This window comes from Streptomyces nodosus (assembly GCF_008704995.1).
Classification (GTDB): Bacteria; Actinomycetota; Actinomycetes; order Streptomycetales; family Streptomycetaceae; genus Streptomyces; species Streptomyces nodosus.
On sequence record NZ_CP023747.1, the window covers coordinates 3,626,529 to 3,653,385 of the forward strand.

Annotated in this window: 14 protein-coding genes and 3 rRNA genes; 9 read left to right on the top strand and 8 right to left on the bottom strand. The window is 69.0% G+C overall.

Annotation, left to right across the window (positions count from 1 at the left end; genetic code table 11):
* Positions 1–147: 147 nt before the first annotated feature.
* The 5 genes from CP978_RS16400 to CP978_RS16420 are packed head-to-tail and all read left to right on the top strand — an operon-like array spanning position 148 to position 6,856.
* A complete protein-coding gene (locus tag CP978_RS16400) occupies positions 148–978 on the top strand; it encodes a DUF8175 domain-containg protein (RefSeq protein ID WP_043441657.1) in 831 nt (276 codons plus the stop codon).
* Positions 968–2,278 (top strand): membrane protein, encoded by a 1,311-nt coding sequence (locus tag CP978_RS16405; protein WP_043441660.1) that lies wholly within the window; start codon positions 968–970, stop codon positions 2,276–2,278. Before CP978_RS16400 ends, CP978_RS16405 begins: the two co-directional genes overlap by 11 nt.
* Positions 2,275–3,834, top strand: a complete 1,560-nt coding sequence (locus CP978_RS16410; protein WP_043441663.1) for an SCO6880 family protein — start codon at positions 2,275–2,277, stop codon at positions 3,832–3,834. Before CP978_RS16405 ends, CP978_RS16410 begins: the two co-directional genes overlap by 4 nt.
* 6 nt (positions 3,835–3,840) lie before the next feature.
* Positions 3,841–5,265, top strand: coding sequence for an ATP-binding protein (locus tag CP978_RS16415; protein WP_043441666.1), 1,425 nt, complete (start codon positions 3,841–3,843; stop codon positions 5,263–5,265).
* Between the two features lie 19 nt (positions 5,266–5,284).
* Complete coding sequence (locus tag CP978_RS16420) at positions 5,285–6,856, top strand: type IV secretory system conjugative DNA transfer family protein (RefSeq protein ID WP_043448753.1); 1,572 nt, start codon at positions 5,285–5,287, stop codon at positions 6,854–6,856.
* Here the strand turns inward: CP978_RS16420 and CP978_RS16425 are convergent.
* The 5 genes from CP978_RS16425 to CP978_RS16450 all read right to left on the bottom strand — a co-directional run bounded on the left by CP978_RS16425 (position 6,853) and on the right by CP978_RS16450 (position 13,919).
* On the bottom strand, positions 6,853–7,389 hold the full coding sequence (locus CP978_RS16425) for a GNAT family N-acetyltransferase (protein WP_043441668.1): 537 nt from the start codon (positions 7,387–7,389) through the stop codon (positions 6,853–6,855). The two genes, CP978_RS16420 and CP978_RS16425, sit on opposite strands and share 4 nt — an antisense overlap.
* Positions 7,390–7,514: 125 nt before the next feature.
* Positions 7,515–7,631: ribosomal RNA gene (rrf, locus tag CP978_RS16430) — 5S ribosomal RNA — on the bottom strand.
* Positions 7,632–7,714: 83 nt separating this feature from the next.
* Positions 7,715–10,832, bottom strand: a 23S ribosomal RNA gene (locus tag CP978_RS16435).
* 315 nt (positions 10,833–11,147) lie between these two features.
* Positions 11,148–12,672 (bottom strand): 16S ribosomal RNA (locus tag CP978_RS16440).
* The 16S, 23S and 5S rRNA genes sit together here, the layout of an rRNA operon.
* A gap of 698 nt (positions 12,673–13,370) precedes the next feature.
* On the bottom strand, positions 13,371–13,919 hold the full coding sequence (locus CP978_RS16450; protein WP_043441670.1) for a MarR family winged helix-turn-helix transcriptional regulator: 549 nt from the start codon (positions 13,917–13,919) through the stop codon (positions 13,371–13,373).
* 179 nt (positions 13,920–14,098) lie between these two features.
* Here CP978_RS16450 and CP978_RS16455 point away from each other — a divergent pair, with 179 nt between their 5' ends.
* A complete protein-coding gene (locus CP978_RS16455) occupies positions 14,099–15,370 on the top strand; it encodes an MFS transporter (RefSeq protein WP_043441672.1) in 1,272 nt (423 codons plus the stop codon).
* 111 nt (positions 15,371–15,481) lie between these two features.
* Here CP978_RS16455 and CP978_RS16460 read toward each other — a convergent pair whose 3' ends face one another.
* Together CP978_RS16460 and CP978_RS16465 are read right to left on the bottom strand one after the other, a co-directional pair.
* Positions 15,482–17,134, bottom strand: coding sequence for an ATP-binding SpoIIE family protein phosphatase (locus tag CP978_RS16460; RefSeq protein ID WP_043441674.1), 1,653 nt, complete (start codon positions 17,132–17,134; stop codon positions 15,482–15,484).
* Positions 17,135–17,338: 204 nt separating this feature from the next.
* Entirely contained in the window at positions 17,339–18,739 is a 1,401-nt protein-coding gene (locus tag CP978_RS16465; RefSeq protein WP_052454146.1) for an NAD(P)/FAD-dependent oxidoreductase, read from the bottom strand.
* 378 nt (positions 18,740–19,117) lie between these two features.
* On the opposite strand from CP978_RS16465, the gene CP978_RS16470 reads away from it, so the two are divergent.
* Positions 19,118–19,885, top strand: a complete 768-nt coding sequence (locus CP978_RS16470) for a TetR/AcrR family transcriptional regulator (RefSeq protein ID WP_043441678.1) — start codon at positions 19,118–19,120, stop codon at positions 19,883–19,885.
* 264 nt (positions 19,886–20,149) lie between these two features.
* The gene (locus CP978_RS16475) at positions 20,150–22,168 is read left to right on the top strand and encodes a sigma-70 family RNA polymerase sigma factor (protein WP_043441681.1); all 2,019 of its coding nucleotides are present in this window, start codon (positions 20,150–20,152) and stop codon (positions 22,166–22,168) included.
* A 179-nt stretch (positions 22,169–22,347) separates the two neighbouring features.
* On the opposite strand, the gene CP978_RS16480 is transcribed toward CP978_RS16475, so the two are convergent.
* On the bottom strand, positions 22,348–24,432 hold the full coding sequence (locus CP978_RS16480) for an asparagine synthase-related protein (protein ID WP_150478235.1): 2,085 nt from the start codon (positions 24,430–24,432) through the stop codon (positions 22,348–22,350).
* A 685-nt stretch (positions 24,433–25,117) separates the two neighbouring features.
* Here CP978_RS16480 and CP978_RS16485 point away from each other — a divergent pair.
* Complete coding sequence (locus tag CP978_RS16485) at positions 25,118–26,542, top strand: NsdA family TPR-like regulatory protein (RefSeq protein ID WP_043448755.1); 1,425 nt, start codon at positions 25,118–25,120, stop codon at positions 26,540–26,542.
* Positions 26,543–26,857 lie beyond the last annotated feature (315 nt).

Sequence of the window (26,857 nt, forward strand, 5' to 3'; positions counted from 1 at the left end):
CCGTCGCGCCCACCGGCTGAGGTTGCGTTTCCCTGATGTCGAGTCACCACACCGCGCCCGCGCGGGAACCAGCACGGCTACCGTCGTACTACTACGCGTTTCGACGCGGGGTGCGGAACGGCTACGAAGTCGAGGGGGCGTGGCGGCGTGAGTCTCGGTGACGGTGCCTCCGGCGGAGGCGACAGGGAGTACGGCGGGGTCGGCCAGACCCGAACCCGGCTGCCCGACCGGGGCGGTGACGTGTACGGCGGGGCGCGGCGGAGCCGGTCCTCGTCACGAGGTCTGGTCACGGTCGTCGGGGTGGTCGTGCTGCTGATCGCGGCGATCGCCTTCGCCAACCGTGGCGGCGGGGACTCCCCGTCGGACGGCGCCCACGGCAAGAGAACCCCGGCCCCGACGGCGGCCAGCGGCACCCGCCCGGTCCAGTCCAAGACGAACGACATCCCCTCGGGCTTCGCCCATGACGAACAGGGGGCACAGTCGGCCGCGGCGAACTATGCGGTGGCGTTGGTTTCAGCCGACATCCTCAAGCCTGCGCGGCGCAGCGAGATCGTGCAGCAGGTGTTCGTCCCCGACCAGGTGTCCGCGCTCGAGGACAAGCTCAACAAGGCATACAACAAGGACTTCCTGGACAAGATCGGCCTGGACGAGAACGGCAACCCGGCCGCGGGCCATACCTATGTCTCGCGGGCGATGCCCATCGGCACCAAAACCCCTCAGTACGCGGACACCGCCGCGACGGTCGAGGTGTGGTGCACGGGCGTGTTCGGCACGGCGGGCGAGGACTCGACCAACCCGGTCAGCAGCGACTGGTTCACCATGACGCTCCAACTCCGCTGGTCCGGCGGAGACTGGAAGGTCGACACCTTCTCGCAGAAGTCGGGCCCAGCGCCGGTCAACGGCGACAACAAGATCTCGACGTCCGGCGAGATCTCAAAGGCCGTCGAGGAGTTCGGAGGTTTCACCTATGCCCGGTAGCCGACGCCGAGTACTCAAGGTCACCGCCGTACTGTTGACAGTGCAAACCGCAGCGGTCCTGCTGGCCACCCGAGCCGTCGCGGAGCCCTCCCCGACGCCGACTTCGCCGGATGGCAACTGCGACCTGATTCTCGGCCCCGCACGGCAGTACTGCGAAAAGGACAACACCTCCGGCACCCACGGCGGCACCGACAACCCCCTCACCAACGCCCTCGACCCCCTCTCCGCACTCGCCAAGGGCTGCGCCGAGGCCGCCTCCTGGACCGTCGACAAGCTCAACGGCGCCGTGAAGGAGACCGCGAACGTCGACTTCACCAACCCGAAGTTCCTCCAGCAGTACGCCATAGTCTTCGCGGCCTCGGCCATCCTCACCCTGGTGCTCTGGCTGCTCGCCGTCGCCAAGCGGGCGGTGCGGGGCGTCCCGTTCAGCACCGCCCTGTCCGAGGCGATCGGCTTCCTCTGGCTCACCGTGCTGGCCTCGGCCTTCACCCCGCTGATCCTCTACACGATCGTCTCGGCGACCGACGCGGTCAGCGATGTCCTCGCCAAAGCCACCGGCGACCAGACGGAGACGTTCTTCGGCACCTTCTCCGGCGCCCTGGACAAGGGCACAGGCATCGGTGGCGGCCCCATCATGCTGATCCTGATCTCGCTGGTGTCCATCCTCGCGGCGGGCGTCCTCTATCTGGAACTCTTCCTGAGGGCCGTCCTGTTGTACGTCGGCGCCCTCCTCGGAGTCGTCGTCTACGCGGGCCTCGTGGACAAGAACCTCTGGGGCCATGTCCGCCGCTGGGCCGGACTCATGATCGCCGTCATCCTGGTCAAGCCGGTCATCGTCATCGTGCTCGGCCTCGCCGGGGCCCTGGCCACCGACGACGGGCCCAACGCGGTCGCGGCCGTGGTCTCCGGACTCGCCATCATCCTGCTGGCGATCTTCTCCAGCGCCATGATCTACCGCTTTGTGCCCGGCTTCGGCGACGACATCGCGGCCGGCCGCAACAACCGCATCATGCAGGGCGCCGAACGCAAGGCCGCCGCCGTCATCAGTTCCCCCGCGACCCTCGTCGCCCAGGGCATCAAGGCACACAGCACCCGCGCCGACAGCAACGCCGGCGGTCACTCCGCGCCGCCCCGCCCCGCCAACTCCATGTCCGGCGGCGTGGCCGCACACAGCACCCGCGGCCCCGGCTCCGGCGGACCCACCGCCGCGCCCTCGCCGCGGTCCAGCCCGGCCGACACCCCCCATGCCGGCAACACCCGCAACAACAGCAGCAATCGCACGGGAGGTGAAGGGCGTTGACGACCACGTCCCATGTGCCCCATCAGGTCACGCCCCGCCGGGCCTATCTGATCGGCCGCGCCCGGCCGAACGCGGTCATCGGCCGCAACCGCGAGACCGGCGAGATCGCCCTGATCATCGCGGGCGCCTTCCTCGGCATGGTGTGCGGGCTCATCAGCCTCCCGCTCGTACTGCGCATCGGCCTGCTGACGGGCTTCCCGCTGCTCGCCCTGGCCGCCGTGTACGTCCCGTACAAGAACCGCACGTTCTACAAGTGGTTCGAGATCAACCGCAGTTACAAGCGGACCCTGCGGCAGGGCACCACCTATCGTTCGGGCGTCATGGAGGCGGGCACCGGGACCGACGGGCGTGAGGTCGAGATCGGGCCGCCCCCGGGCATCGGGCGGATCACCTGGCTCGCCGCCCCCTTCGGGCCCGACGAGATCGCCGTACTGCTGCACGCCGACCGGCGGACCGTCACGGCCGCCATCGAGATCGAGGGCCCCGGCGTCGGACTGCGCGACAGCGAGGACCAGGAGGCCCTCGTCGACCGCTTCGGCACCCTCCTCAAACACGTGGCGAACGGCGACGGCTTCGTCACCCGCCTCCAGATGCTCGCCCGGACCCTGCCCGCCGACCCCGACGCACACGCCAAGGACGTCGCCCAGCGCGGCAACGACCGCACCCCTGGCTGGCTCCAGCAGTCCTACGACCAGCTCCAGTCCATGGTGTCGACCAGCAGCGAGCAGCACCGCGCCTATCTGGTCGCCTGCATGCACTTCACCCGTGAACTGGCCGCCGAGGCCCACGCCATGGCGCGCGCCGCCCGACCGCACGGCGGCCGGAAGGTCGACCGGGACGCGGGACTCGCCGTCGTCATGGCGCGTGAGCTGACCGACATCTGCTCACGGCTCCAGGAAGCCGACATCCGGGTACGGCAGCCGCTCGGTCAGGGACGCCTCGCCTCCCTGATCCACTCCATGTACGACCCCGACCACCCCATCGACCACATCCAGGCCATGACCAAGCGCAACGCCTGGCCCGCCGAGCTCGACGCCATGGAGCCCACCTTTCTCCAGGCGAAGACCCGGGAGTCGTCCACGCGGGCGCCCTGGTGCCACGCCACCGCCTGGGTCAAGGAGTGGCCGATGACCCCGGTCGGCGTGAACTTCCTCGCGCCGCTGCTGGTCCACACCCCGGACGTGATCCGTACGGTCGCCGTCACCATGGACCTCGAACCCACCGAGGTCGCCATCGAGCGCATGCTGACCGAGAAGACGAACGACGAGGCCGAGGCCAGCCGCGCCGCCAAGATGAACCGCACCGTCGACCCCCGTGACCTCGCCGCCCACTCCCGTCTCGACCAGCGCGGCGAGGACCTCGCCAGCGGCGCCGCGGGCGTCAACCTGGTCGGCTACATCACCGTCTCCTCCCGCTCCCCCGAGACCCTCGCCCGCGACAAACGCACCATCCGCGCCTCAGCCGGCAAGTCCTATCTGAAGCTGGAGTGGTGCGACCGCGAGCACCACCGGGCCTTCGTCAACACTCTCCCCTTCGCCACCGGCATTCGGAGGTAAGGCCTCATGCGGGATCCGCTGTCCGTCCTGACCGAGGCCTTCACGTCCTTCCTCTTCGGCAAGGTCGAGACGACCCGGCTGCCCGTCCGCACCTCCACGGGCCAGGCGCAGGCCGTCTATCTGCCGACGGCCGCACCCGGCCTCGGCGACTCCGGTGTGATCATCGGCCGGGAGGTGTACTCCGGGAAGGGCTATATCTACGACCCCTTCCAGCTGTACGGCCAGCAGCTCCCGGCACCGCACTGGCTCGTCCTCGGCGAGTCCGGCAACGGCAAGTCGGCGCTGGAGAAGACCTATGTACTGCGCCAGCTGCGGTTCCGCGACCGGCAGGTCGTGGTCCTCGACGCCCAGGGCGAGGACGGGGTCGGCGAATGGAACCTCATCGCGGAGGAGCTGGGGATCACCCCCATCCGGCTCGACCCGATGGCCGCCCTGGACCACGGCATCCGGCTCAACCCGCTCGACCCGGCGATCACCACGACGGGCCAACTCGCACTGCTCCGCACGATCATCGAGGTCGCGCTGGGGCACGGCCTGGACGAGCGGTCCGGCTTCGCCCTGAAGGTCGCCCACGCCTATGTCAACGAGTCGATCGTCGACCGCCAGCCGGTGCTCACCGACATCGTCGAGCAACTGCGCCACCCCGAGCCCGAGTCCGCGGAGGCGATGAACGTCGCCGTGGACGACGTACGGGCCTGGGGCCTGGACGTCGCCCTGGTCCTGGACCGTCTGGTCGACGGCGATCTGCGGGGCATGTTCGACGGACCGACGACGGTCGGCATCGATCTGGACGCCCCGCTGATCGTGTTCGACCTCTCCCATATCGACCGCAACTCGATCGCCATGCCGATCCTGATGGCGATCGTGGGTGTGTGGCTGGAGCACACCTGGATCCGCCCCGACCGGAAGAAGCGCATCTTCCTGGTCGAGGAGGCCTGGCACATCATCAACAGCCCCTTTGTGGCCCAGCTGTTCCAGCGACTGCTGAAGTTCGGCCGCCGGCTCGGCCTGTCCTTCGTGGCGGTCGTCCACCACCTCAGCGATGTGGTGGACGGAGCGGCGGCGAAGGAGGCGGCCGCGATCCTGAAGATGGCGTCGACCAGGACGATCTACGCCCAGAAGGCGGACGAGGCGCGGGCCACCGGACTCGTGCTCGGTCTGCCCAGGTGGGCCGTGGAGATCATCCCGACCCTGAGTCCCGGCATCGCGGTCTGGGACGTCAACGGCAATGTCCAGGTGGTCAAACACCTGATCACGGAGATGGAACGCCCCCTGGTCTTCACCGACCGCGCGATGACGGAGTCCTCCAGCGACCGCCGGCCGGACGACGTCCTGCGGGCCGCGGAACTGGAGGCGGAGGAAAGAGCGGCGGCCTTCATGGAACAGCGGCTGAGCGACCTGAGCGGCCCGCCCGAGTCCACGGTGGCATAGGCAAATGGGGTCGATCCCGATGAGACCAGGCAAGGAGCGACGGGAGGGCCAGGGAGGCGTTCCCGACGGTCTGTTGGTGGGGGTGCTCGCCTTTCTGCTCGGCGTCACCCTGATGGTGTGGACGGCCACAGGCCTCGCGGGCTGGTTCTCGCGGGGCGCATGGCCGGACGGTCTCCACTTCAGCAGTACCCCGATGGCCATGCGCCATCTGCTCACCGATCCCCATGACCTCGCCGGCGCCTGGCCCGACGCCACCGCGGACCAGCTGTCCGGGTACGGGCTGTTCTGGGGCCTGTTCATAAGCGAACTGATGGTGTTGTTCGTGCTGGCCGTGTTCGCGATCGGCACGGTGGCCCGCTGGAAGGAGGTACGGGCCCGCCACAGGACCACGGCCTCCTCCGCTCCCCCTGCCTGCCCGGACGGCCCGGAGCACGGCGCCACACAGGCATTGCCGCCGACACCGGCGTCCGCACCCGGGCCCGCCCCGACACCCGTCGAGCAGGCGACCGCCGGCCTGCGGACCGTGAGCAACACGGGACCGGCCGAGGTGCACTCCGAGCCGGTGCCCGTGCGTCCCGAGCCGGCCGTGGCGGGCGTCGTCCCCGGTCCGCTCGGCGCGGGCGCGGCGCAGACCGGCACCACCGCTTCGCCGACCGCCACCTGGACGCGCCCCTCGGTCGTCCTCGGGCCACCGGACACCCGTCGTCCGCTCGCCGCCCAGGCCGTGCGGGACGCCGAGGGGCCCGCGCTGATCGTCACCTCGGACCCCGCCCTGTGGTCCGAGACCAAGGACGCCCGCGCCAAGCTCGGCCCCGTCCTGCTCTACGACCCCGCCCACCTGTGCGACACCCCGGCCAGGCTGCACTGGTCCCCGTCCTCCGGCTGCGAGGACAGGGCCACCGCCGCGGCCCGAGCCACCGCGCTGCTCGCCCCGGTCCGCCCCACGGCCCGTATCGACCAGGCGGTCGCCGATGTGGCGGAGACACTGCTGCGAAGCTATCTGCACGCCGCGGCCGTCGAGGGCCGCACCATCCGGCACATCCACCGCTGGGCCCAGGGCTCCCAGGTCCAGGACGCCATACGAGCACTGCGTACGAATCCCAAGGCGGCGTCCGGTGCCGCGGGCGAACTGGAGGCGGCACTCACCTCGCATCCCGAACGCCGGGACATGGCCCAGGAACTGACGGGACGGGCACTGTCGTCCCTCTCCACCGTCCATATCCGTGAGGCATGCACACCCAACCGAAATGACAGCCTCACCTTGGATTCCTTCGTCAACGAAGGGGGCACGCTTTACGTAGTGGGCGAATCCCTCGAGGACCCCAGGCAGCATCCCGGTGCGATGCCGCTGCTGACGGCCCTCGCCTCCAGCGTGGTCGAGCGCGGCCGGCGCATGGCCGAACGGTCATCCTCCGGTCGCCTCGACCCACCACTCGCCCTCGTCCTGGACGATGTGGCCGCGGTCGCACCGCTCCCCCAGCTCCCCGAGCTACTGTCTTCCGGAACGGACCGTGGGCTGCCCACCCTGGCTCTGCTGCGCTCCCGCGAACAGGGCCGGGCCCGCTGGCCGCAGTACGAACTCCCGGTCTAGGACCGCTCGATCACCATCTCCAGCTCCGAGTCCCCCGAGTCCGGCGTCAAAGGCACGGTGACGCCGGTCGGCACGAACCCCGCCTTTCGATAGAAGGCCCTGGCCCGCTCGTTGTCCTCATGGACGATGAGCCGTACGCGCTCCGCACCACGCCCCCAGGCCCATTCCAGGCCGGCGTCGAAGAGCGCCTTGGTGAGCCCGGTGCCACGGTGTTCGGGCCGTACGAACACGCCGACGACATGCCCCTGCGTACGCTCCACCGCGAATCCCGCCCAGTCCGTCGTCCCGGCCTGCTCCATCAGCACGGTGAGCGTGCCGGTCCAGGTGCCGTCCGGGGTCTCGGCCACGATCTGCTGTGCGTCGGCCACTCCTACGGCCGCCCCGGCCGCCCGCTCCTGCCAGAACGTGTCGGGCCTGGCCGCCGCCTCGTCGTAGGTCTCCAGATAGGCGAGATGGGCGACCGGGTCCCGGAGCGCGAGCAGCCGCAGCTCCTTGACCGCCGGCCAGTCCTCGGGACGTATGGAACGGATCATGTGGCTCATGCGGCCACGGTAACCTCCGCATACGGGACATGCCTTCGGTTTTTCGGTGCCCGGGCATGCGAAAGAGCCCCAACTCACGGGTTTCTACCCGGAGTTGGGGCTCTTTCTCAATATTTGTTCGGCGGCGTCCTACTCTCCCACAGGGTCCCCCCTGCAGTACCATCGGCGCTCTGAGGCTTAGCTTCCGGGTTCGGAATGTAACCGGGCGTTTCCCTCACGCTATGACCACCGAAACACTATGAAACACACAACCCGACCACCCGTCAGGGTGCGATTGTTCGTGGTTTCAGAACCAACACAGTGAACGCGAGCAACTGAGGACAAGCCCTCGGCCTATTAGTACCAGTCACCTCCACACCTCACGATGCTTCCAGATCTGGCCTATCAACCCAGTCGTCTACTGGGAGCCTTACCCCATCAAGTGGGTGGGAGTCCTCATCTCGAAGCAGGCTTCCCGCTTAGATGCTTTCAGCGGTTATCCCTCCCGAACGTAGCCAACCAGCCATGCCCTTGGCAGAACAACTGGCACACCAGAGGTTCGTCCGTCCCGGTCCTCTCGTACTAGGGACAGCCCTTCTCAAGACTCCTACGCGCACAGCGGATAGGGACCGAACTGTCTCACGACGTTCTAAACCCAGCTCGCGTACCGCTTTAATGGGCGAACAGCCCAACCCTTGGGACCGACTCCAGCCCCAGGATGCGACGAGCCGACATCGAGGTGCCAAACCATCCCGTCGATATGGACTCTTGGGGAAGATCAGCCTGTTATCCCCGGGGTACCTTTTATCCGTTGAGCGACGGCGCTTCCACAAGCCACCGCCGGATCACTAGTCCCGACTTTCGTCCCTGCTCGACCCGTCGGTCTCACAGTCAAGCTCCCTTGTGCACTTACACTCAACACCTGATTGCCAACCAGGCTGAGGGAACCTTTGGGCGCCTCCGTTACCCTTTAGGAGGCAACCGCCCCAGTTAAACTACCCATCAGACACTGTCCCCGATCCGGATCACGGACCCGGGTTAGACATCCAGCACGACCAGACTGGTATTTCAACGACGACTCCACAACCACTGGCGTGGCCGCTTCAAAGTCTCCCAGCTATCCTACACAAGCCGAACCGAACACCAATATCAAACTGTAGTAAAGGTCCCGGGGTCTTTCCGTCCTGCTGCGCGAAACGAGCATCTTTACTCGTAGTGCAATTTCACCGGGCCTATGGTTGAGACAGTCGAGAAGTCGTTACGCCATTCGTGCAGGTCGGAACTTACCCGACAAGGAATTTCGCTACCTTAGGATGGTTATAGTTACCACCGCCGTTTACTGGCGCTTAAGTTCTCAGCTTCGCCCACCCGAAAGTGAGCTAACCGGTCCCCTTAACGTTCCAGCACCGGGCAGGCGTCAGTCCGTATACATCGCCTTACGGCTTCGCACGGACCTGTGTTTTTAGTAAACAGTCGCTTCTCGCTGGTCTCTGCGGCCACCCCCAGCTCACAGCGTAAAGCTGATCACCAGAAGTGGCCCCCCTTCTCCCGAAGTTACGGGGGCATTTTGCCGAATTCCTTAACCATAGTTCACCCGAACGCCTCGGTATTCTCTACCTGACCACCTGAGTCGGTTTAGGGTACGGGCCGCCATGAAACTCGCTAGAGGCTTTTCTCGACAGCATAGGATCATCCACTTCACCACAATCGGCTCGGCATCAGGTCTCACCCACAAGGTGTGCGGATTTACCTACACACCGGGCTACACCCTTACCCCGGGACAACCACCGCCCGGGATGGACTACCTTCCTGCGTCACCCCATCACTCACCTACTACCAACTTGGTTCAGCGGCTCCACCACTTTCCATTCCCCGAAGGGTCCGGAACGGCTTCACGGCCTTAGCATCACTGGATTCAATGTTTGACGCTCCACAGCGGGTACCGGAATATCAACCGGTTATCCATCGACTACGCCTGTCGGCCTCGCCTTAGGTCCCGACTTACCCTGGGCAGATCAGCTTGACCCAGGAACCCTTAGTCAATCGGCGCACACGTTTCCCACGTGTGAATCGCTACTCATGCCTGCATTCTCACTCGTCAACCGTCCACAACTACCTTCCGGTGCTGCTTCACCCGGCAGACGACGCTCCCCTACCCATCACAGCAGGCGTTGGCCCTCATGCTGCAATGACACGACTTCGGCGGTACGCTTGAGCCCCGCTACATTGTCGGCGCGGAATCACTAGACCAGTGAGCTATTACGCACTCTTTCAAGGGTGGCTGCTTCTAAGCCAACCTCCTGGTTGTCTGTGCGACTCCACATCCTTTCCCACTTAGCGTACGCTTAGGGGCCTTAGTCGATGCTCTGGGCTGTTTCCCTCTCGACCATGGAGCTTATCCCCCACAGTCTCACTGCCGCGCTCTCACTTACCGGCATTCGGAGTTTGGCTAAGGTCAGTAACCCGGTAGGGCCCATCGCCTATCCAGTGCTCTACCTCCGGCAAGAAACACACGACGCTGCACCTAAATGCATTTCGGGGAGAACCAGCTATCACGGAGTTTGATTGGCCTTTCACCCCTAACCACAGGTCATCCCCCAGGTTTTCAACCCTGGTGGGTTCGGTCCTCCACGAAGTCTTACCTCCGCTTCAACCTGCCCATGGCTAGATCACTCCGCTTCGGGTCTTGGGCATGCTACTCAAACGCCCTGTTCGGACTCGCTTTCGCTACGGCTACCCCACCCGGGTTAACCTCGCAACACACCGCAAACTCGCAGGCTCATTCTTCAAAAGGCACGCAGTCACGAGAATGTGCAAGCACATTCCGACGCTCCCACGGCTTGTAGGCACACGGTTTCAGGTACTATTTCACTCCCCTCCCGGGGTACTTTTCACCATTCCCTCACGGTACTATCCGCTATCGGTCACCAGGGAATATTTAGGCTTAGCGGGTGGTCCCGCCAGATTCACACGGGATTTCTCGGGCCCCGTGCTACTTGGGTGTCTCTCCAACGAGCCGCTGACGTTTCGACTACGGGGGTCTTACCCTCTACGCCGGACCTTTCGCATGTCCTTCGTCTACATCAACGGTTTCTGACTCGTCTCACGGCCGGCAGACCGTGACAAAGAGATCCCACAACCCCCACAACGCAACCCCTGCCGGGTCTCACACGCCATAGGTTTAGCCTCATCCGGTTTCGCTCGCCACTACTCCCGGAATCACGGTTGTTTTCTCTTCCTGCGGGTACTGAGATGTTTCACTTCCCCGCGTTCCCTCCACACTGCCTATGTGTTCAGCAGCGGGTGACAGCCCATGACGACTGCCGGGTTTCCCCATTCGGAAACCCCCGGATCAAAGCCTGGTTGACGACTCCCCGGGGACTATCGTGGCCTCCCACGTCCTTCATCGGTTCCTGGTGCCAAGGCATCCACCGTGCGCCCTTAAAAACTTGGCCACAGATGCTCGCGTTCACTGTGCAGTTCTCAAACAACGACCAACCACCCATCACCCCGCTGAAAAACCAGCGAGTTTACTGGGGCCGGCACCGAAGGCTTCCGACCAAACGGCCGTGCCCTCAGACACCCAACAGCGTGCCCGGCCAAGTCCCGTCCGAAGATCATGCGTTCCACGCTCTCACGAGCAGTACTAGCAGCCTTCGACCCGAGGTCCTGACCGAGTAGTCAACGTTCCACCCATGAGCAACCAGCACCGGACGTTCGCCGATGTACTGGCCTCTGGACCGCCATGGCGGCCTAGAAGTGCTCCTTAGAAAGGAGGTGATCCAGCCGCACCTTCCGGTACGGCTACCTTGTTACGACTTCGTCCCAATCGCCAGTCCCACCTTCGACAGCTCCCTCCCACAAGGGGTTGGGCCACCGGCTTCGGGTGTTACCGACTTTCGTGACGTGACGGGCGGTGTGTACAAGGCCCGGGAACGTATTCACCGCAGCAATGCTGATCTGCGATTACTAGCGACTCCGACTTCATGGGGTCGAGTTGCAGACCCCAATCCGAACTGAGACCGGCTTTTTGAGATTCGCTCCACCTCACGGTATCGCAGCTCATTGTACCGGCCATTGTAGCACGTGTGCAGCCCAAGACATAAGGGGCATGATGACTTGACGTCGTCCCCACCTTCCTCCGAGTTGACCCCGGCGGTCTCCCGTGAGTCCCCAGCACCACAAGGGCCTGCTGGCAACACGGGACAAGGGTTGCGCTCGTTGCGGGACTTAACCCAACATCTCACGACACGAGCTGACGACAGCCATGCACCACCTGTACACCGACCACAAGGGGGGCACTATCTCTAATGCTTTCCGGTGTATGTCAAGCCTTGGTAAGGTTCTTCGCGTTGCGTCGAATTAAGCCACATGCTCCGCCGCTTGTGCGGGCCCCCGTCAATTCCTTTGAGTTTTAGCCTTGCGGCCGTACTCCCCAGGCGGGGCACTTAATGCGTTAGCTGCGGCACGGACAACGTGGAATGTTGCCCACACCTAGTGCCCACCGTTTACGGCGTGGACTACCAGGGTATCTAATCCTGTTCGCTCCCCACGCTTTCGCTCCTCAGCGTCAGTATCGGCCCAGAGATCCGCCTTCGCCACCGGTGTTCCTCCTGATATCTGCGCATTTCACCGCTACACCAGGAATTCCGATCTCCCCTACCGAACTCTAGCCTGCCCGTATCGACTGCAGACCCGGGGTTAAGCCCCGGGCTTTCACAACCGACGCGACAAGCCGCCTACGAGCTCTTTACGCCCAATAATTCCGGACAACGCTCGCGCCCTACGTATTACCGCGGCTGCTGGCACGTAGTTAGCCGGCGCTTCTTCTGCAGGTACCGTCACTCTCGCTTCTTCCCTGCTGAAAGAGGTTTACAACCCGAAGGCCGTCATCCCTCACGCGGCGTCGCTGCATCAGGCTTTCGCCCATTGTGCAATATTCCCCACTGCTGCCTCCCGTAGGAGTCTGGGCCGTGTCTCAGTCCCAGTGTGGCCGGTCGCCCTCTCAGGCCGGCTACCCGTCGTCGCCTTGGTGAGCCGTTACCTCACCAACAAGCTGATAGGCCGCGGGCTCATCCTGCACCGCCGGAGCTTTCCAACCAGGGAGATGCCTCCCCGGCTCGTATCCGGTATTAGACCCCGTTTCCAGGGCTTGTCCCAGAGTGCAGGGCAGATTGCCCACGTGTTACTCACCCGTTCGCCACTAATCCACCCCGAAGGGCTTCATCGTTCGACTTGCATGTGTTAAGCACGCCGCCAGCGTTCGTCCTGAGCCAGGATCAAACTCTCCGTGAATGCTTCCCCGTGATCGGGGTGAACACCACGAGAGCGGAACCAGAGGGGAGGAATAATCCCCTCGGTTCACAGCGTCCTCGCTGTGTTATTTCAAAGGAACCTCGTCCCGACCGAACCGGCCGGAGACGGGGTATCAACATATCTGGCGTTGACTTTTGGCACGCTGTTGAGTTCTCAAGGAACGGACGCTTCCTTCGTACTCACCGAGATTCTCTCTCGGCTTTCCTCCGGGCGCTTCCCTTCGGTGTTTCCGACTCTATCAGATCTTTTCTCGATCCGATTTCCTCGGTGCTTTCCAGGTTCCCGCTCTCGCGTTTCCCTTTCCGGCGGTGTCGACTGTATCAGATCCTTCGGTTCCCCTTGGGGCCTGATTCCCTGTCAACCGGGATTGTCCTCGCGGCCCTTGGGCCGTTCCGACGTCCCAAACCTTAGCGGATCTCTCCGGCGATTCCCAATCGGGTGCTTCCCCGACCGTTGCGAAGTCGCCGTATCCCCATGAAATCGAATTCCGGGCACGCCGAAATGAATCTCGTGAGGAGATCGTGCTGAGTGGTTTGGTGCCGCAGCTGCGGCGGAGGCGCTACCCGAGAACCGTTACGCTCTCGTGGCAACCCGGAGAACTGTACGGTTCGGCGGGTGGACTGTCAAGCCTCCCCCAGGGGACACGGTCCCAAACCTGGAGGGCGACCTGGCGGCCGTCAGTCGAGGTCGCTGAGGCGTCCGCCGGCGTCCGGCTGAGCGTGCTCCACACGGCGCAGCAGACGCGTCAGGACCTCGCCGAGGGCGAGGCGCTCCACCGGGGAGAGGTCCTGGAGGAGGTCCGTCTCGAACCCCGAGGCCAGACGCATGGCGTCCATCCACTTCTCACGGCCCTCGGCGGTCAGCTCGACGATGACCCGCACCCGGTTGGCCTCGTCGCGCTCCCGGGTGACCAGCCCCTCCCCCACCATGCGGTCGATGCGGTGGGTCATCGCGGCCGGTGTCAGGCCGAGCCGCTTGGCCAGATCGCTCGGGCCCATGCGGTACGGAGCGCCGGAGAGAACAAGGGCCTTGAGGACCTCCCACTCGGCGTTGGTGATACCGAGCGCCGCGGTCTGCCGCCCGTAGGCGACGTGCATACGGCGATTGAGACGGGAGAGCGCCGACACGATCTTCTCGACCTGGGGGTCCAGGTCCTGGAATTCGCGCTGGTAGGCGGCGATCTGCTCATCGAGGGTCGGCTCGCCGGCGCCGGGGGTGTCGGCCATGGGCGCAGTATGGCACGCGTTCACTAACTGTCGAAGTCCTTGAGGGTGTACTGTTTACCTTCGAACTTTAGCTTCTAAGTCTTCAGGGTTAACGCTTGAGGGACTCGGCATGCCCGCCGGGCCCCGGGCGACCCTCCTTCCTAAGGCAGGTGAATGTGACCAGGGCACGGGGTGCAGCCATGCGCCGGATCCATGTGGGCAACGCACTCAGCGCGTTCGGCCTCGGCTTCACCGTCCCGTACCTCTATGTGTATGTGGCGCAGGTCCGCGGGCTCGGTGCGATGACGGCGGGGCTCCTGCTCGCCGTCTTCGCCGTCGCCGCGTTGGTCGTGCTGCCGCTCGCCGGGCGGGCCATCGTCCGCCGCGGCCCCCTTCCGGTGCTGCTCACCGCCCTGGTTCTCGCCGCGGTGGGCGCCCTGGGCCTGGGGCTCTCGGCCACGGCGAGCACCGCACTGCTCTCGGCGTCCCTGCTCGGCGCCGGGCAGGCCGTGATGCAGCCGGCGCTGGCCACGATGATCGTGGACTGCTCCACCACGCAGACCCGGTCGCGCGCCTTCGCCCTGCAGTTCTTCCTGCAGAACCTGGGGCTTGGCGTCGGCGGCCTGATCGGCGGCCATCTCGTCGACACCTCGCGCGCGGCGTCCTTCACCTTGCTGTTCGCGATCGAGGCCGCGATGTTCCTGCTGCTCGTGGCGGTCATGGCGACCGTGCGGATGCCGCGCGCTCCGGAGATCGAATCCATGACCTCCCTGGACGGCGGGACGAGCTGGAAGCGGCTGCTGGGCAACCGCGCCATGGTGCAGCTCTGCGTGCTGGGCTTTGTGCTCTTCTTCGCCTGCTACGGCCAGTTCGAGTCGGGGCTGAGCGCCTACGGGGTCGAGGCGGCCGGTATCTCGACGTCCTCGCTGGGCACGGCGCTGGCGGCGAACACGCTGGTGATCGTGGTCGCGCAGTTCGCGGTGCTGAAGTTCGTGGAGCGGCGCAAGCGCACCCGGGTGATCGCCGCCGTGGGGCTGATCTGGGCCGTCGCCTGGTCCGTGGCGGGCTATGCCGGGCTGGGGCACGGCAGCCGGGCCATGGCGACCGCGGCGTTCATCTCCACCTATGCGCTCTTCGGGCTCGGTGAGGCGATGCTGTCGCCCACCGTCGCACCGCTGGTCGCGGATCTCGCGCCGAGCGGGATGGCGGGCCAGTACAACTCGGCCTTCGCCCTGGTGAAGCAGCTCGCGCTGGCGGTCGGCCCGGCGATCGGCGGGCCGATGGCCGCCTCGCTGCCGGCGCCGTACATCGTGACGTTCCTGCTGTTCTCGCTGGGCATCACGGTCCTGGCGCTACGACTGGGCCGCCTGCTGACACCTCTGCAGAACCAGCCCTCGACGGCGCGGAGCCGGGTGGTGGCGCAGGGGGGCGCTCCGGCGGAACCGGTGGAACCGGCGCAGGCGCGGATCTGACGGCCGGGGACGGACAGTACGGAGAAGAGGGCGCGAGGCGTTTGGCCTCGCGCCCCCTTGCATTCCCTGGTGTCCGTCCCGCGCCGGCGAGCACAAGGGCCGGCCCCGTACTCAGTCCTCGTCCCTCGGCAGGGTGAACTCGCACCACACCGCTTTTCCGCCGCCCGGCGTCCGCCGTGATCCCCAGGCGGAGGCGATGGTCGCCACGATCGCGATCCCCCGCCCCGCCTCGTCCACCGGTTCCGCACGGCGGCGGCGGGGGAGGTGGTCGTCGCCGTCCGTCACCTCGATGATCAGCCGGCGGTCCGTGCGCCTCAGGCGCAGCTTCATCGGCGGGGTGCCGTGCTGAAGCGAGTTGGCGACCAGTTCGCTCGCCGCCAGCACCCCCAGATCGTGCAGCTCCGCCGGGAACCGCCAGCTCGTCAGCACCCCGGAGGCGAACGCCCGGGCGCGTGGCGCCGCCTCCACCCCGCCGTGCAGCTCCAGCGCGGCGTTGCGGAAGAGGTCGCCGTCCGGGCCGTTACGCGCCGGGTGCTGGATGACCAGGACCGCCACATCGTCGTCGTGACCCGCCGTGACGCCCGCCGAGCGGAGCAGACGGTCGCAGATCACCTGCGGGGTGCCCGTGGCGCCCGCGAGCGCGGCCTCCAGTGCCTCGATGCCCTCGTCCAGGTCGGCGTCGCGGCGCTCCACCAGACCATCCGTGTAGAGGACGGCGGTGGAGCCGGGCGCCAGCGGCATCCAGCCCGAGGTGTGCATCCAGCCCCCGGTGCCGAGCGGTGGCCCGGTGGGGTCACCGGCGCGCAGGATCGCTCCGTTCTCGTCGCGGACCAGGATCGGCAGATGGCCCGCCGACGCGTACACCAGCCGGCCCTCGGTCGGGTCGTGCACGGCGTAGACACAGGTCGCGATCTGGTGGGCGTCGATCTCCGCGGCGAGGCCGTCGAGGAGCTGGAGCACCTCGTGCGGGGGCAGATCGAGGCGGGCGTAGGCACGGACCGCGGTGCGGAGCTGGCCCATCACCGCGGCCGCCCGCACGCCCCGGCCCATCACATCGCCGATCACCAGCGCCGTGCGGCCGCCGCCGAGGGTGATCACGTCGTACCAGTCGCCGCCGACCGCGGCCTCCGTGCCGCCGGGCTGATAGGTGGCGGCGATGCGCAGATCGTCGGGCTGTTCCAGCTCCTGGGGGAGCAGGGAGCGCTGCAGGGTCACCGCGGTCTCGCGCTGCTCGCGCTCGCTGGCGCGCAACCGCTCGGCGGCCTCCGCGTGCTCGGTGACATCGGCGGCGAAGACGAGCACGCCCCTGTCCCCGTCGTCCGGCATGTCCACGGGGGTGCAGGTGCACGTGTAGAAGCGGCCGCCGGGCCCCTTGCGGGACTTGACCGTGCGCGGCCGGGAACTGCGCAGCACCTGGTCCAGGAGCGGGAGCAGACCGAGCTCCTCCAGCTCGGGCAGCGCCTCGTGCGCGGGCTCGCCGGCCGATCGGATGCCGAACGCCGCCACATAGGCGTCGTTCACATAGGCGATGCGGTGGTCGGGGCCGTGGACCAGGGCGACGAGGGCCGGGATGCGGTCGAGTACGTCGCGCACCGGCAGCTCGTCGACCGCGGGCACCGTGTGCGAGCCGTCGGTGAGCCGCTCGGCACGGGCCGGTGGTACGGAGCCGTCCCCCGGCCGGTCCGCGGAGACCGTGTGCTCGGACCGCGCTGCCGCGCGGCGCTGCGTTCCGGGGAGCCGGGCGCTCCAGCGCGTGAAGTTCACCGAGTCCTTGCCTTGTCGTTGTCGTCGCCGGCCGGCTCCGGATCCGGTCGGGGTCCGGGGACCTGCCCCGGGGGTACGGCACAGGGGGAGAGTCTGCTGGATTCGCCCGGGTGAGGGTCACCCGCCCGGGGTCGTGGACCAGTCTGGCCGACGGAACCAACATCCGTCAGACGTCGGTCCCTCCGGCCGAGTTCCTGAATCCGGTCAGGACGACCCCTTCGGGTGGCCGGGCGGCTTGCCACCAGCCGCCAGTTCGAATTCCGCACGCGGATGCTCGAGGGAACCGAGGGACACGATCTCCCTCTTGAAGAGCCCGGCCAGCGTCCATTCGGCCATGACGCGGACCTTGCGGTTGAAAGTGGGCACCCTGCTCAGGTGGTACGTGCGGTGCATGAACCAGGCAGCGTAGCCCTTCAGCTTGCGCCCGTAGACATGCGCGACGCCCTTGTGCAGTCCCAGGGAGGCGACCGAGCCCACATATTTATGGGCGTACGTCTCCAGGGGTTCGCCGCGCAGCGCATGCGCGATGTTGTCGCCCAGGAGCCTGGCCTGGCGCACCGCGTGCTGGGCGTTGGGAGCGGTCTGCCTGCCGGGTTCCTCCGCGGTGACGTCGGGGACGGCGGCCGCGTCCCCCGCGGCCCACGCATGGGTGACGCCGTCCACGGTCAGCTGGGGGGTGCACTTCAGCCGGCCGCGCCCGTTCAGCGGCAGGTCGGTGGCCGCGAGGATCGGATGCGGCTTCACCCCGGCGGTCCACACGACCGTACGGGTCGGGAAGCGGGCGCCGTCGGAGAGGACGGCGACCCGGTCGGCGCACGATTCCAGCCGGGTCTCGAGGCGTACGTCGATATTGCGGCGGCGCAGCTCGGTGACCGTGTAGCGGCCCATCTCCTCGCCGACCTCGGGGAGGATGCGGTCGGTGGCCTCCACGAGGATCCACCTCATGTCCCCGGGCTTCACATTGTGGTAGTAGCGCGCGGCGTAGCGGGCCATGTCCTCCAGCTCGCCGAGCGCCTCCACCCCGGCGAATCCACCGCCCACGAAGACAAAGGTGAGCGCCGCGTCGCGGATCGCGGGGTCCCGGGTGGAGGAGGCGATGTCCATCTGCTCGATGACATGGTTGCGCAGGCCGATGGCCTCCTCGACGGTCTTGAAGCCGATGCCGTGGTCGGCGAGACCGGGAATCGGGAGGGTGCGCGAGACGGAGCCGGGAGCGAGCACCAGCTCGTCGTACGTCAGCTGTTCCGTCCGCCCGGTCTCCTCGCTGGCGAGCGTGCTGACGGTGGCGGTGCGCCGGGCGTGATCGATGGAGGTGGCCTCACCGATGATCAGCCGGCAGCGGTTCAGGACCCGGCGCAGCGGGACGACCACATGACGCGGCGAGATGGCGCCGGAGGCCGCCTCGGGCAGAAACGGCTGATAGGTCATATAGGGGTCGGTCGAGACCACCACGATCTCGGCCGCGCCCCGCTTGAGCTCCGCCTTCAGTCTCCGTTGCAGGCGCAGCGCCGAATAGAGGCCGACATAGCCGCCGCCGACGATGAGGATGCGCACACGCTTCCGGGGATCGGGGGGTGTTGCCCGATGGGTTGCAGCCGTCACCATCCCATGACGCACCCGTCTCCCGCGTTTGTCCACAGGCCGGACGAACTGTGTGACCGGAAGGCGGCACACCCCGGAGTTGGCCGGATTACCGGAGTAAGGAGAAGGGCAGCAGGTCAGCGAGGGTGAACGGGGTGAATGTCGGGGGTGCAATCGGGACGTAACCGCCCCGTACTCCGATCGGGGGGCGCTCCGTGCGGAACCTGCCCCTTCTGAATTGACTCCTGCTCAACTATGTTCGTGTCTCGACGGGGTGGAGGGGGCCGCGCTCGGCCGGCCCGCGAGGGGCGGGCCCGGACACGCAGGACGCTTTCCGTACGCTCCGGCTTCCGATGACGCGGAGAGTCTCCGGGGGGAGACGTCATGACCGGGGGAACGCTTATGCATATTCAGGATTCTCATTGGCCGTCTGCGTCCGCCGTCGCACCGGCGGGCCCGGTGAACGCGGCGGGCGGACTCGGCCGCGAGGACGGTCCACGGACGGCGCCGCTGCGCGTGGACGCACAGCGCAACCTGGAACATGTACTGCGCGCGGCACGCGAGGTCTTCGGCGAGCTGGGGTACGGCGCGCCGATGGAGGATGTGGCGCGGCGCGCCAGGGTCGGCGTCGGCACCGTGTACCGGCGTTTCCCCAGCAAAGAGGTGCTGGTGCGGCGGATAGCCGAGGAGGAGACCTCCCGGCTGACCGACCAGGCCAGAGCGGCGCTCGGCCAGGAGGACGAGCCGTGGTCGGCGCTCGCGCGATTCCTGCGGACCTCGGTGGCCTCGGGCGCGGGACGGCTGCTGCCGCCGCAGGTGCTGAAGGTGGGGGTCCCCGAGGACGCTCCCCAAAAGTCCGACGGGGCGGCGGTGGACGAGGCGCGGGTGCCGCAGCAGCGCACCCAGCCGGGAGGCGAGCTGCGCCTGGTCGAGCAGCGTCCGACGCCGGAGCCGGACGACTCGAGTGCGGGGACGCTGCTGGAGGTGGTCGGACAACTGGTGGAGCGTGCGCGCGCGGCGGGTGAACTGCGCGGGGACGTCACCGTCTCCGATGTGCTGCTGGTGATAGCGACGGCGGCACCGTCCTTACCGGATGCCGCCCAGCAGGCCGCGGCCTCGGCACGGCTGCTCGACATCCTTCTGGAGGGTCTGCGGTCCCGCCGGGCCTGAGTGGACCGGTCCGCCCCGAGGAGGGATCCAGCCGGAAGGACACGTTCGCCTGCCGGTTGCCGGGCCGACCCCGTATCGCCCGTTCCGGTGATCTCCTCCGTGCGGCGGGGCCGACCGCCGTTCCACCGGTGGGACGTCCCTGCCGGTGCGGACGAGCCCCCGTGGCCGTACGAAAAGCCCCGTACGGATGCTTCCGGCCGAGATGCCTGTGGCACCCTGACCGGTGTTCATGGGTGATGAAGCAGGCGGCGGGGGCTTTCCGGGATGAGTGTCGACGGACAGGACGAGTCGCTCGGTAGCGACGACGCGGAGACCGCGCGGCGGGTACCGGGCCAGGGCGGGCCGTCCCGGAGCGCCTCCGACGGCTCCAGCCCCGGTGGCGCACCGGGGCCCGCCGTGCCGCCGCAGCGCGACGGTGCCGGGCGGACGTCCTCCGGCGCGGGACTGCCGCCCTCGGACGCCGAGTTGATCCAGCGGATGCGCGGCGGCGACGACACGGCGTACGAGGAGCTGTACCGACGCCACTCCGGGGCCCTGCGCCGGTACGCCCGGACCTGCTGCCGCGACCCGCACACCGCGGAGGACCTCACCGCCGAGGTGTTCGCCCGCATGCTCCAGGCGGTGCGTGCCGGTTCCGGCCCCGAACACGCGGTACGCGCCTATCTGCTGACCACGGTCCGCCGGGTCGCCGCGACCTGGACCAAGACCGCGAAGCACGAGCAACTGGTCGACGACTTCGCGGTGTTCGCCACGCAGGCCGCGCGGCTGTCCGGGGCGCCCGGCGGTGCCCCGGACCCGGGTTCCCCCGGCACGGATGTGGAGCTGGGCGCCGATGTGCTCGCCCTGCACGAGGCCGAACAGTCCCTGGCCCGGCAGGCGTTCCGCTCGCTGCCCGAGCGCTGGCAGGCCGTGCTGTGGCACACCGAGGTCGAGGACGAGTCGCCGAGCGAGGTGGCCGCGCTCTTCGGGCTGGACGCCAACGGCACCCGTGTACTGGCCAGCCGCGCCCGCGAGGGCCTCAGACAGGCCTATCTCCAGGCCCATGTGAGCGCCGCGCTCGCCGGTGACGAGGAGTGCGCGCGCTACGCCGGCCAACTGGGCACCTATGCCCGCGGCAGACTGCGCACCCGGGCCGAACAGGGGCTGCGCAAGCATCTGGAGGAGTGCGCCGGATGCCGGCTGGCGGCGGCCCAGATCGAGGAACTCGCGAGCGGCATCCCCGCCGTCGTACCGGTCGCGGTCATCGGCTGGTTCGGCGCCGCCGGGTACGCCAAGGCGCTCGGTGTCATCGCCGGGGGCGCAGGAGCCGGGGCGGCGGGTGCCGCCGGAGCGGCTGCCACGGCGAGCGGTGGCGCCTCGGGAGGCGCGAGCTCGGGCGGCGCGGCCTCGGAGGGGCTGGGTGCGCCGTTGAAGGCCGCGGTCGCGGCGGGGGTCGTCGCGGTGGCGGCCGGCGCGATCGCCCTCGCGATGGTCGGCCACCAGAGAGCGGCCCACCCGCCCCAGGCCGAGGTGCCGGTCACCCAGGCCGTGGAGTCCCAGGTGCCCGCGCCGGTCCCGACGCCGGAGAAGCCGCCGGCCACCGGGCAGCCGGCGGTGCCCCCGGCACCGGCCGCACCGCCGACGCCCAGCGCCGCTCCCGCCCCGGTCGCCGTCGTGCTCCCCACACAGCCCGCGGCCTCACCACCCCCGGCTCCCACCGCACAGCCCACGCCCACGCCGACGCCCACATCGGCACCGGCACCGACATCGGCTCCCCCGTCGTCCCCCGCCCCGACGCCGACCCCCTCGCCGACTCCGGCCCCGACCTCGACGCCCACGGCGTCCGCCACGCCCACCCCGCCGGCCCCCGCGGTCTACCGGTGGAACGAACTGCCGTACGACCTCACCGGCGACGGCACCGGGCCCGAGATGCGGATCGGGGAGAGCACCTGGGTGTGGCAGCGCTGGGGGATGTCGATCGCCGACCGCTCCTATGCGTACGGGGTGACCGTGAGCGGCTCGTCGTCCGTCACCATCGCTCTCAACCGTCCGTGTGAGGCGTTCGACGCGCTGGTCGGCGTCGACGATCTGACCACGGGGCGGGGCAGGGTGCGGTTCTCGGTGTATGTCGACGGGGTTCAGGTGTGGCGGTCGCCGGTGATCGAGGACGGTCGCGTGGCGGTGCCGGTCCATGTGGGGCTCGGCGGGGACGACAGGACGGTCCGGCTGGTCGTGGAGCCCCGCGTCCGGCACCACGGCAAGACGTTCGCCGACTGGGCGGAGGCGCGGTTCAGCTGCCGGTAGTCGTATGACGGCGACACCGGCGATCGAGACGACGGCGATCGAGACAGAGGCATTCGAGACAGCGCGTTCGAGACAGCTGCTGTCGAGACGTCGGCGGTCGGAACGTCAGCGGTCGAGGACGTCGTCCGGCGTCGGCCGACCGGGCACCGGCCCGGTGCCGTCGCGCGCCCGGCGCGGGTCTACGCCCCCGCCCCTAGGACCCGCCCCCGGGGCGCGATGCCCGCCGGGACCGCGCGCGCCCGGGCCGGGGTGCCCGTCCAGCAGGTGCCGCGGCGGGCCAGCAGACGGCGCAGCCACAGCTCGAGGGAGACCAGGTCGGCGAGGCCGTCGAGGGGGAGCGGTGCGCCGTCCGCGGCGTCCCGCAGCGCCTCACGGACCACCCGGGCCTCCACCAGCCCCGCCTCCGCCAGCAGCGGTGTGTCGAAGAGGCTGATCAGGGAGTGCGCGGCGACCCGCACACCGGTCCGGGCCGCGGCCGCCGCGGAGGCGTGCGAGGGGGCGCCCCAGCCCAGGGGCAGCGGACCGACGCCCGCGCCCTCCAGCACCGTGCGCAGAATCGCCGCGCGCGCTCCCGGCCGCACCCGCAGCGCCTCGGGCAGCGCCCGGCAGGCGCGGACGACCTGGTTGTCCAGGAACGGCAGGTGCAGCCGCTGGGAGCGGATCTCGGCGGCCTGTTCCAGGACCCGTAGGTCCGCCGCCTGTCGGGCCAGCGCCGCACGCGCGCGGAAGTCACCCGGCCGCTGCCCCGGACCACCACCCGCGCGAGCCGCGGCTCCCTGGAGGCGAACCGATACTTCGGCGAGGGCCTCTCCGGTCAGCCAGCGCGCCGCAGGACCCGGTCTGGCCCAGGTGAGCGCGGCCAGCGACGCGCCCACGGCACCCCCGGGTTCCTCGAAGCGCCGCCGCATCAGCCGGTCGGCCAGGCCGTCGATCCCGGCCGGGTAGGAGGTGCGGGCCAGCTTCCGTGCCGCGCCGTACACCCGCGCGGGGACCATCACCGAGCCGTCCGCCTTCGCCAACGCGGCCACCGGGCGCACCAGATGGCGTCGCTTGCGGTCCATCAGCAGATCCGCGAGACGGGCCGGGTGGGCGTCGAGCACCTGGCGCGCGCCGTAGCCCGCGAGGTGGTCGGCGCTGCCCGCGGCCAGCCGGGCGCGGTGCCTGGCCGCCGTCACCAGGGAGGGGCCCGGTTCGTCCGTCAGCGGGCCGTCCAGGTCGGCGTAGGGGAGCATCTCCTCGCCGCCGGTCACCACCACATGGTGCAGACGGGGATTGGCCGCCAGGGCGCCGGCCCGCTCCAGCTCGGCCTCGCGTCCCCCGACGGCGAGGTCGTTGAAGGTGACGGCGAGCAGGCGCTCACCGGCCGCGGTGCCGTGCCCCAGGAGCGTTCCGGGCGTCCCGGGGAGACCGGCCGCGAGCAGTGCCAGCGTGCCCGAGGCCGGTCCCCCGGAGAGGTCGGCGCCGATCCCGGGGACGGGCATACCGCGCGCGGCACGGCGTTCCGCCGGTCCCATCCCGGGGACGGGGCCGGGGTCGACACCGCTGCCCGGGACGTGCCGGGGGGCCGCCAGACGGGCCCGTACCGCCTCCACGAGGGCGTCGCGCACCGCGTCCACCGCGGCGGACGGGTCCGCGGGCGGGGCCGCGACCGCCAGGGAGGCGACCGGTTCGTATCCGGCGATCTCCCGCGCCCCCGCGCGCAGGATGAGCGCATGCCCGGGCGGAATGCGCCGTACGCCGTCGTACGGGGTGGAGTCGTGCACCGCGGCCGGTACGTCGGGGGCGGCGAGAAGGGCCGCCAGATGCCCGAAGTCCAGGTCGGCCTCGATGAGATCGGCGAGCGGGAGCGCCGCGGTCGCATAGGCCGTGCCGCCCGCCCACGGGGTGTGGAACACCGGCCGCGCGCCCGCGAGGTCGCCGCACACCGTGGTCCTGCGTCCCACCCGCACCACGGCGGTGTAGCTGCCGGCCCAGGCGGTCAGATGGCGCAGTGCCCCTCCCCGGGCGGCGAACAGGCTGACGCGCAGCTCCTCGTCGGAGGCCCGGCAGGTGCCCAGGACCGCGATGCTGGTCTCCTCGTCGGCCTTCACGACGCGCACCTCGTCGGGGCGCCAGTCGCCGACCGCCCACAGCGGATCGGGGTCGCCCCACAGGAGTTGGGAGCCCACCGGGTGAACCGTCTCGCCGTCGTATCCGGTGGCTCCCGCCGAACCGGGTCCGGCGGTTGCAGCGGCGGTGCTGCTCCACCCCACCAACCACCGCATCGCCGCCTCCACAGGCTGTGGACAACCAGTGCACCGCACGAACGGACCCATGCTGCCACGAAGAAGGGGCGTGGGAGGGCGTCTGCCACGCCTTGTGCGCCCCGGGGTGCGCCCTTGTGAAGTCGCCCGTGAACCATTGAACTCCCGTGCGGGGCCCGGCGACGGACAGGCGGTCGAGAAGAGCGAGCGACGCGAATGCGCCCCCAAACGCTCCCTTTGAAACCCCGTTCGCGCCCTCAAGAGTGGTGGTCGGGGCCTTGATCGCTCCCGAGGGCCACCGCCTGTTTTCGGCCAAATCGGCCGCGAGTGGGCAAAGTTGCACACGCTCCGTACAGGCCCTGCGCAACGCACGGTCCGGGAGGCGGAATTCGCCCCCCGGACCGGTCCGCCGCCCGCGGGGATGTAGGCGGCGGTGTCCCCCAGCCCGCTGGATCCAGTGCAGCGGGCCGACCCACGCACGGCCCATGGAACCGCTCCGCCGACGGCCGGGAGAAGAGCGCACGGGCGGGCGCACGGCCACACACCCGGGGCACGCCACCACACTCCGTGCCGAGGTAACGGGCCACAATCCCGCCATCCGGATTTACGCCCCTTAACGCATGGGATGCGGCGAACTACGCTGGGTTTACGAATGCCGCGCGGTTATGCCACCGCCGCGGCAGCCGTCTGTGTCGAGGGGTGGCGCATGTCCAGGGAGCAACGCGGGCCGAACGACAAACTCGGCGCCGTTCTCGCCCTCGCGGGAATCAGCAACGCAGGACTCGCCCGGCGCGTCAACGACCTTGGTGCCCAGCGCGGGTTGACTCTTCGCTACGACAAGACCTCGGTGGCGCGCTGGGTGTCGAAGGGCATGGTGCCGCAGGGCGCCGCGCCGCACCTCATCGCCGCAGCCATCGGCCAGAAGCTCGGCCGCCCGGTGCCGCTCCACGAGATCGGTCTGGCGGACGCGGATCCCGCACCCGAAGTGGGCCTCGCCTTCCCCCGGGACGTAGGACAGGCGGTGAAGTCGGCGACCGAGCTGTACCGCCTCGACCTCGCCGGGCGCCGGGCCGGCGGAGGCGGCATCTGGCAGTCGCTCGCCGGGTCGTTCGCGGTGAGCGCCTATGCGACCCCTGCCTCCCGCTGGCTGATCGCCCCGGCCGACAGCTCGGTGGAACGCGAGTCCGGCTTCGGCGAAGGGGCCGTCGTCTCGCTGAAGGTCGGCCACAGCGACGTCCAGAAGCTGCGTGAGGCCGCCGAGGACGCCAGACGCTGGGACTCCAAGTACGGGGGCGGCGACTGGCGTTCCTCGATGGTGCCCGAGTGTCTGCGGGTGGAGGCGGCGCCGCTGCTGCTCGGGGCGTACTCGGACGAGGTGGGCAGGGCCCTGTTCGGCGCGAGCGCCGAACTGACGCGCCTGGCCGGCTGGATGGCCTTCGACACGGGACAGCAGGAGGCCGCCCAGCGCTACTACATCCAGGCGCTGCGGCTGGCGCGCGCGGCCGCCGATGTGCCCCTGGGGGGCTATGTCCTGGCCTCCATGTCGCTCCAGGCGACCTATCGCGGCTTCGGCGACGAGGGCATCGACCTCGCCCAGGCCGCACTGGAACGCAACCGCGGCCTGGCCACGGCCCGCACCATGAGCTTCTTCCGGCTCATCGAGGCCCGCGCCCACGCACGCGCGGGGGACGCCCAGGCGGCCGGCGCGGCCCTGAAGGCCGCCGAGGGCTGGCTGGAGCGGGCCCGTGACGGCGACAACGACCCGTCCTGGCTCGGCTTCTACTCGTACGACCGCTTCGCGGCCGACGCCGCCGAGTGCTACCGCGACCTCAAGGCCCCCCGCCAGGTCCGCCGCTTCACCGAGCAGGCCCTGTCCCGGCCGACGGAGGAGTTCGTGCGCTCCCACGGTCTGCGCCTGGTGGTGTCGGCGGTCGCCGAACTGGAGTCGGGGAACCTGGACGCGGCGTGCGAGCAGGGAGTGCGGGCGGTGGAGGTCGCCGGGCGCATATCGTCGGCGCGCACCACCGAGTATGTGCGGGATCTGCTGCACCGGCTGGAGCCCTACGGCGACGAGCCACGCGTGGTGGAACTGCGCGAACGGGCGCGTCCCCTGCTGATGGCCCCTGCCTGAGCCAGGGGGCCCGACGCCCTGAGCCCGCGGCGACCCGTCGACGGCCGGTGGCCCACGCCCCCTACGTCGACGGCTGTGCCCCAGCGGCCAGTGTCCCCCGCGGTCCGTGCCGCCCGCGGTCCGTGCCGCCCGCGGTCCGTGCCCCGGTGGTCTGTGCGCCGGTGGTCTGTGCGCCGACGGCCGCGCGTCGACGCCCGGTGCCCAGCAGCCAGTGCTCCGGCGATCCGTGCGTCGACGGCGGTGGCCCCACGGTCCGTACCCCAGCGGTCCGTGCGTCGACGGCCGCGCCGACGGCCCCGCGCCGGGCAGCCCCGC

Coding starts and splice junctions, on each gene's coding strand:
- CP978_RS16480 (WP_150478235.1), bottom strand. CDS start 24,432: ATGCGGTGGTTGGTGGGGTGGAGCAGCACCGCCGCTGCAACCGCCGGA.
- CP978_RS16485 (WP_043448755.1), top strand. CDS start 25,118: ATGTCCAGGGAGCAACGCGGGCCGAACGACAAACTCGGCGCCGTTCTC.
- CP978_RS16465 (WP_052454146.1), bottom strand. CDS start 18,739: ATGGTGACGGCTGCAACCCATCGGGCAACACCCCCCGATCCCCGGAAG.
- CP978_RS16475 (WP_043441681.1), top strand. CDS start 20,150: ATGAGTGTCGACGGACAGGACGAGTCGCTCGGTAGCGACGACGCGGAG.
- CP978_RS16405 (WP_043441660.1), top strand. CDS start 968: ATGCCCGGTAGCCGACGCCGAGTACTCAAGGTCACCGCCGTACTGTTG.
- CP978_RS16420 (WP_043448753.1), top strand. CDS start 5,285: ATGAGACCAGGCAAGGAGCGACGGGAGGGCCAGGGAGGCGTTCCCGAC.
- CP978_RS16470 (WP_043441678.1), top strand. CDS start 19,118: ATGCATATTCAGGATTCTCATTGGCCGTCTGCGTCCGCCGTCGCACCG.
- CP978_RS16450 (WP_043441670.1), bottom strand. CDS start 13,919: ATGGCCGACACCCCCGGCGCCGGCGAGCCGACCCTCGATGAGCAGATC.
- CP978_RS16415 (WP_043441666.1), top strand. CDS start 3,841: ATGCGGGATCCGCTGTCCGTCCTGACCGAGGCCTTCACGTCCTTCCTC.
- CP978_RS16425 (WP_043441668.1), bottom strand. CDS start 7,389: ATGATCCGTTCCATACGTCCCGAGGACTGGCCGGCGGTCAAGGAGCTG.
- CP978_RS16455 (WP_043441672.1), top strand. CDS start 14,099: ATGCGCCGGATCCATGTGGGCAACGCACTCAGCGCGTTCGGCCTCGGC.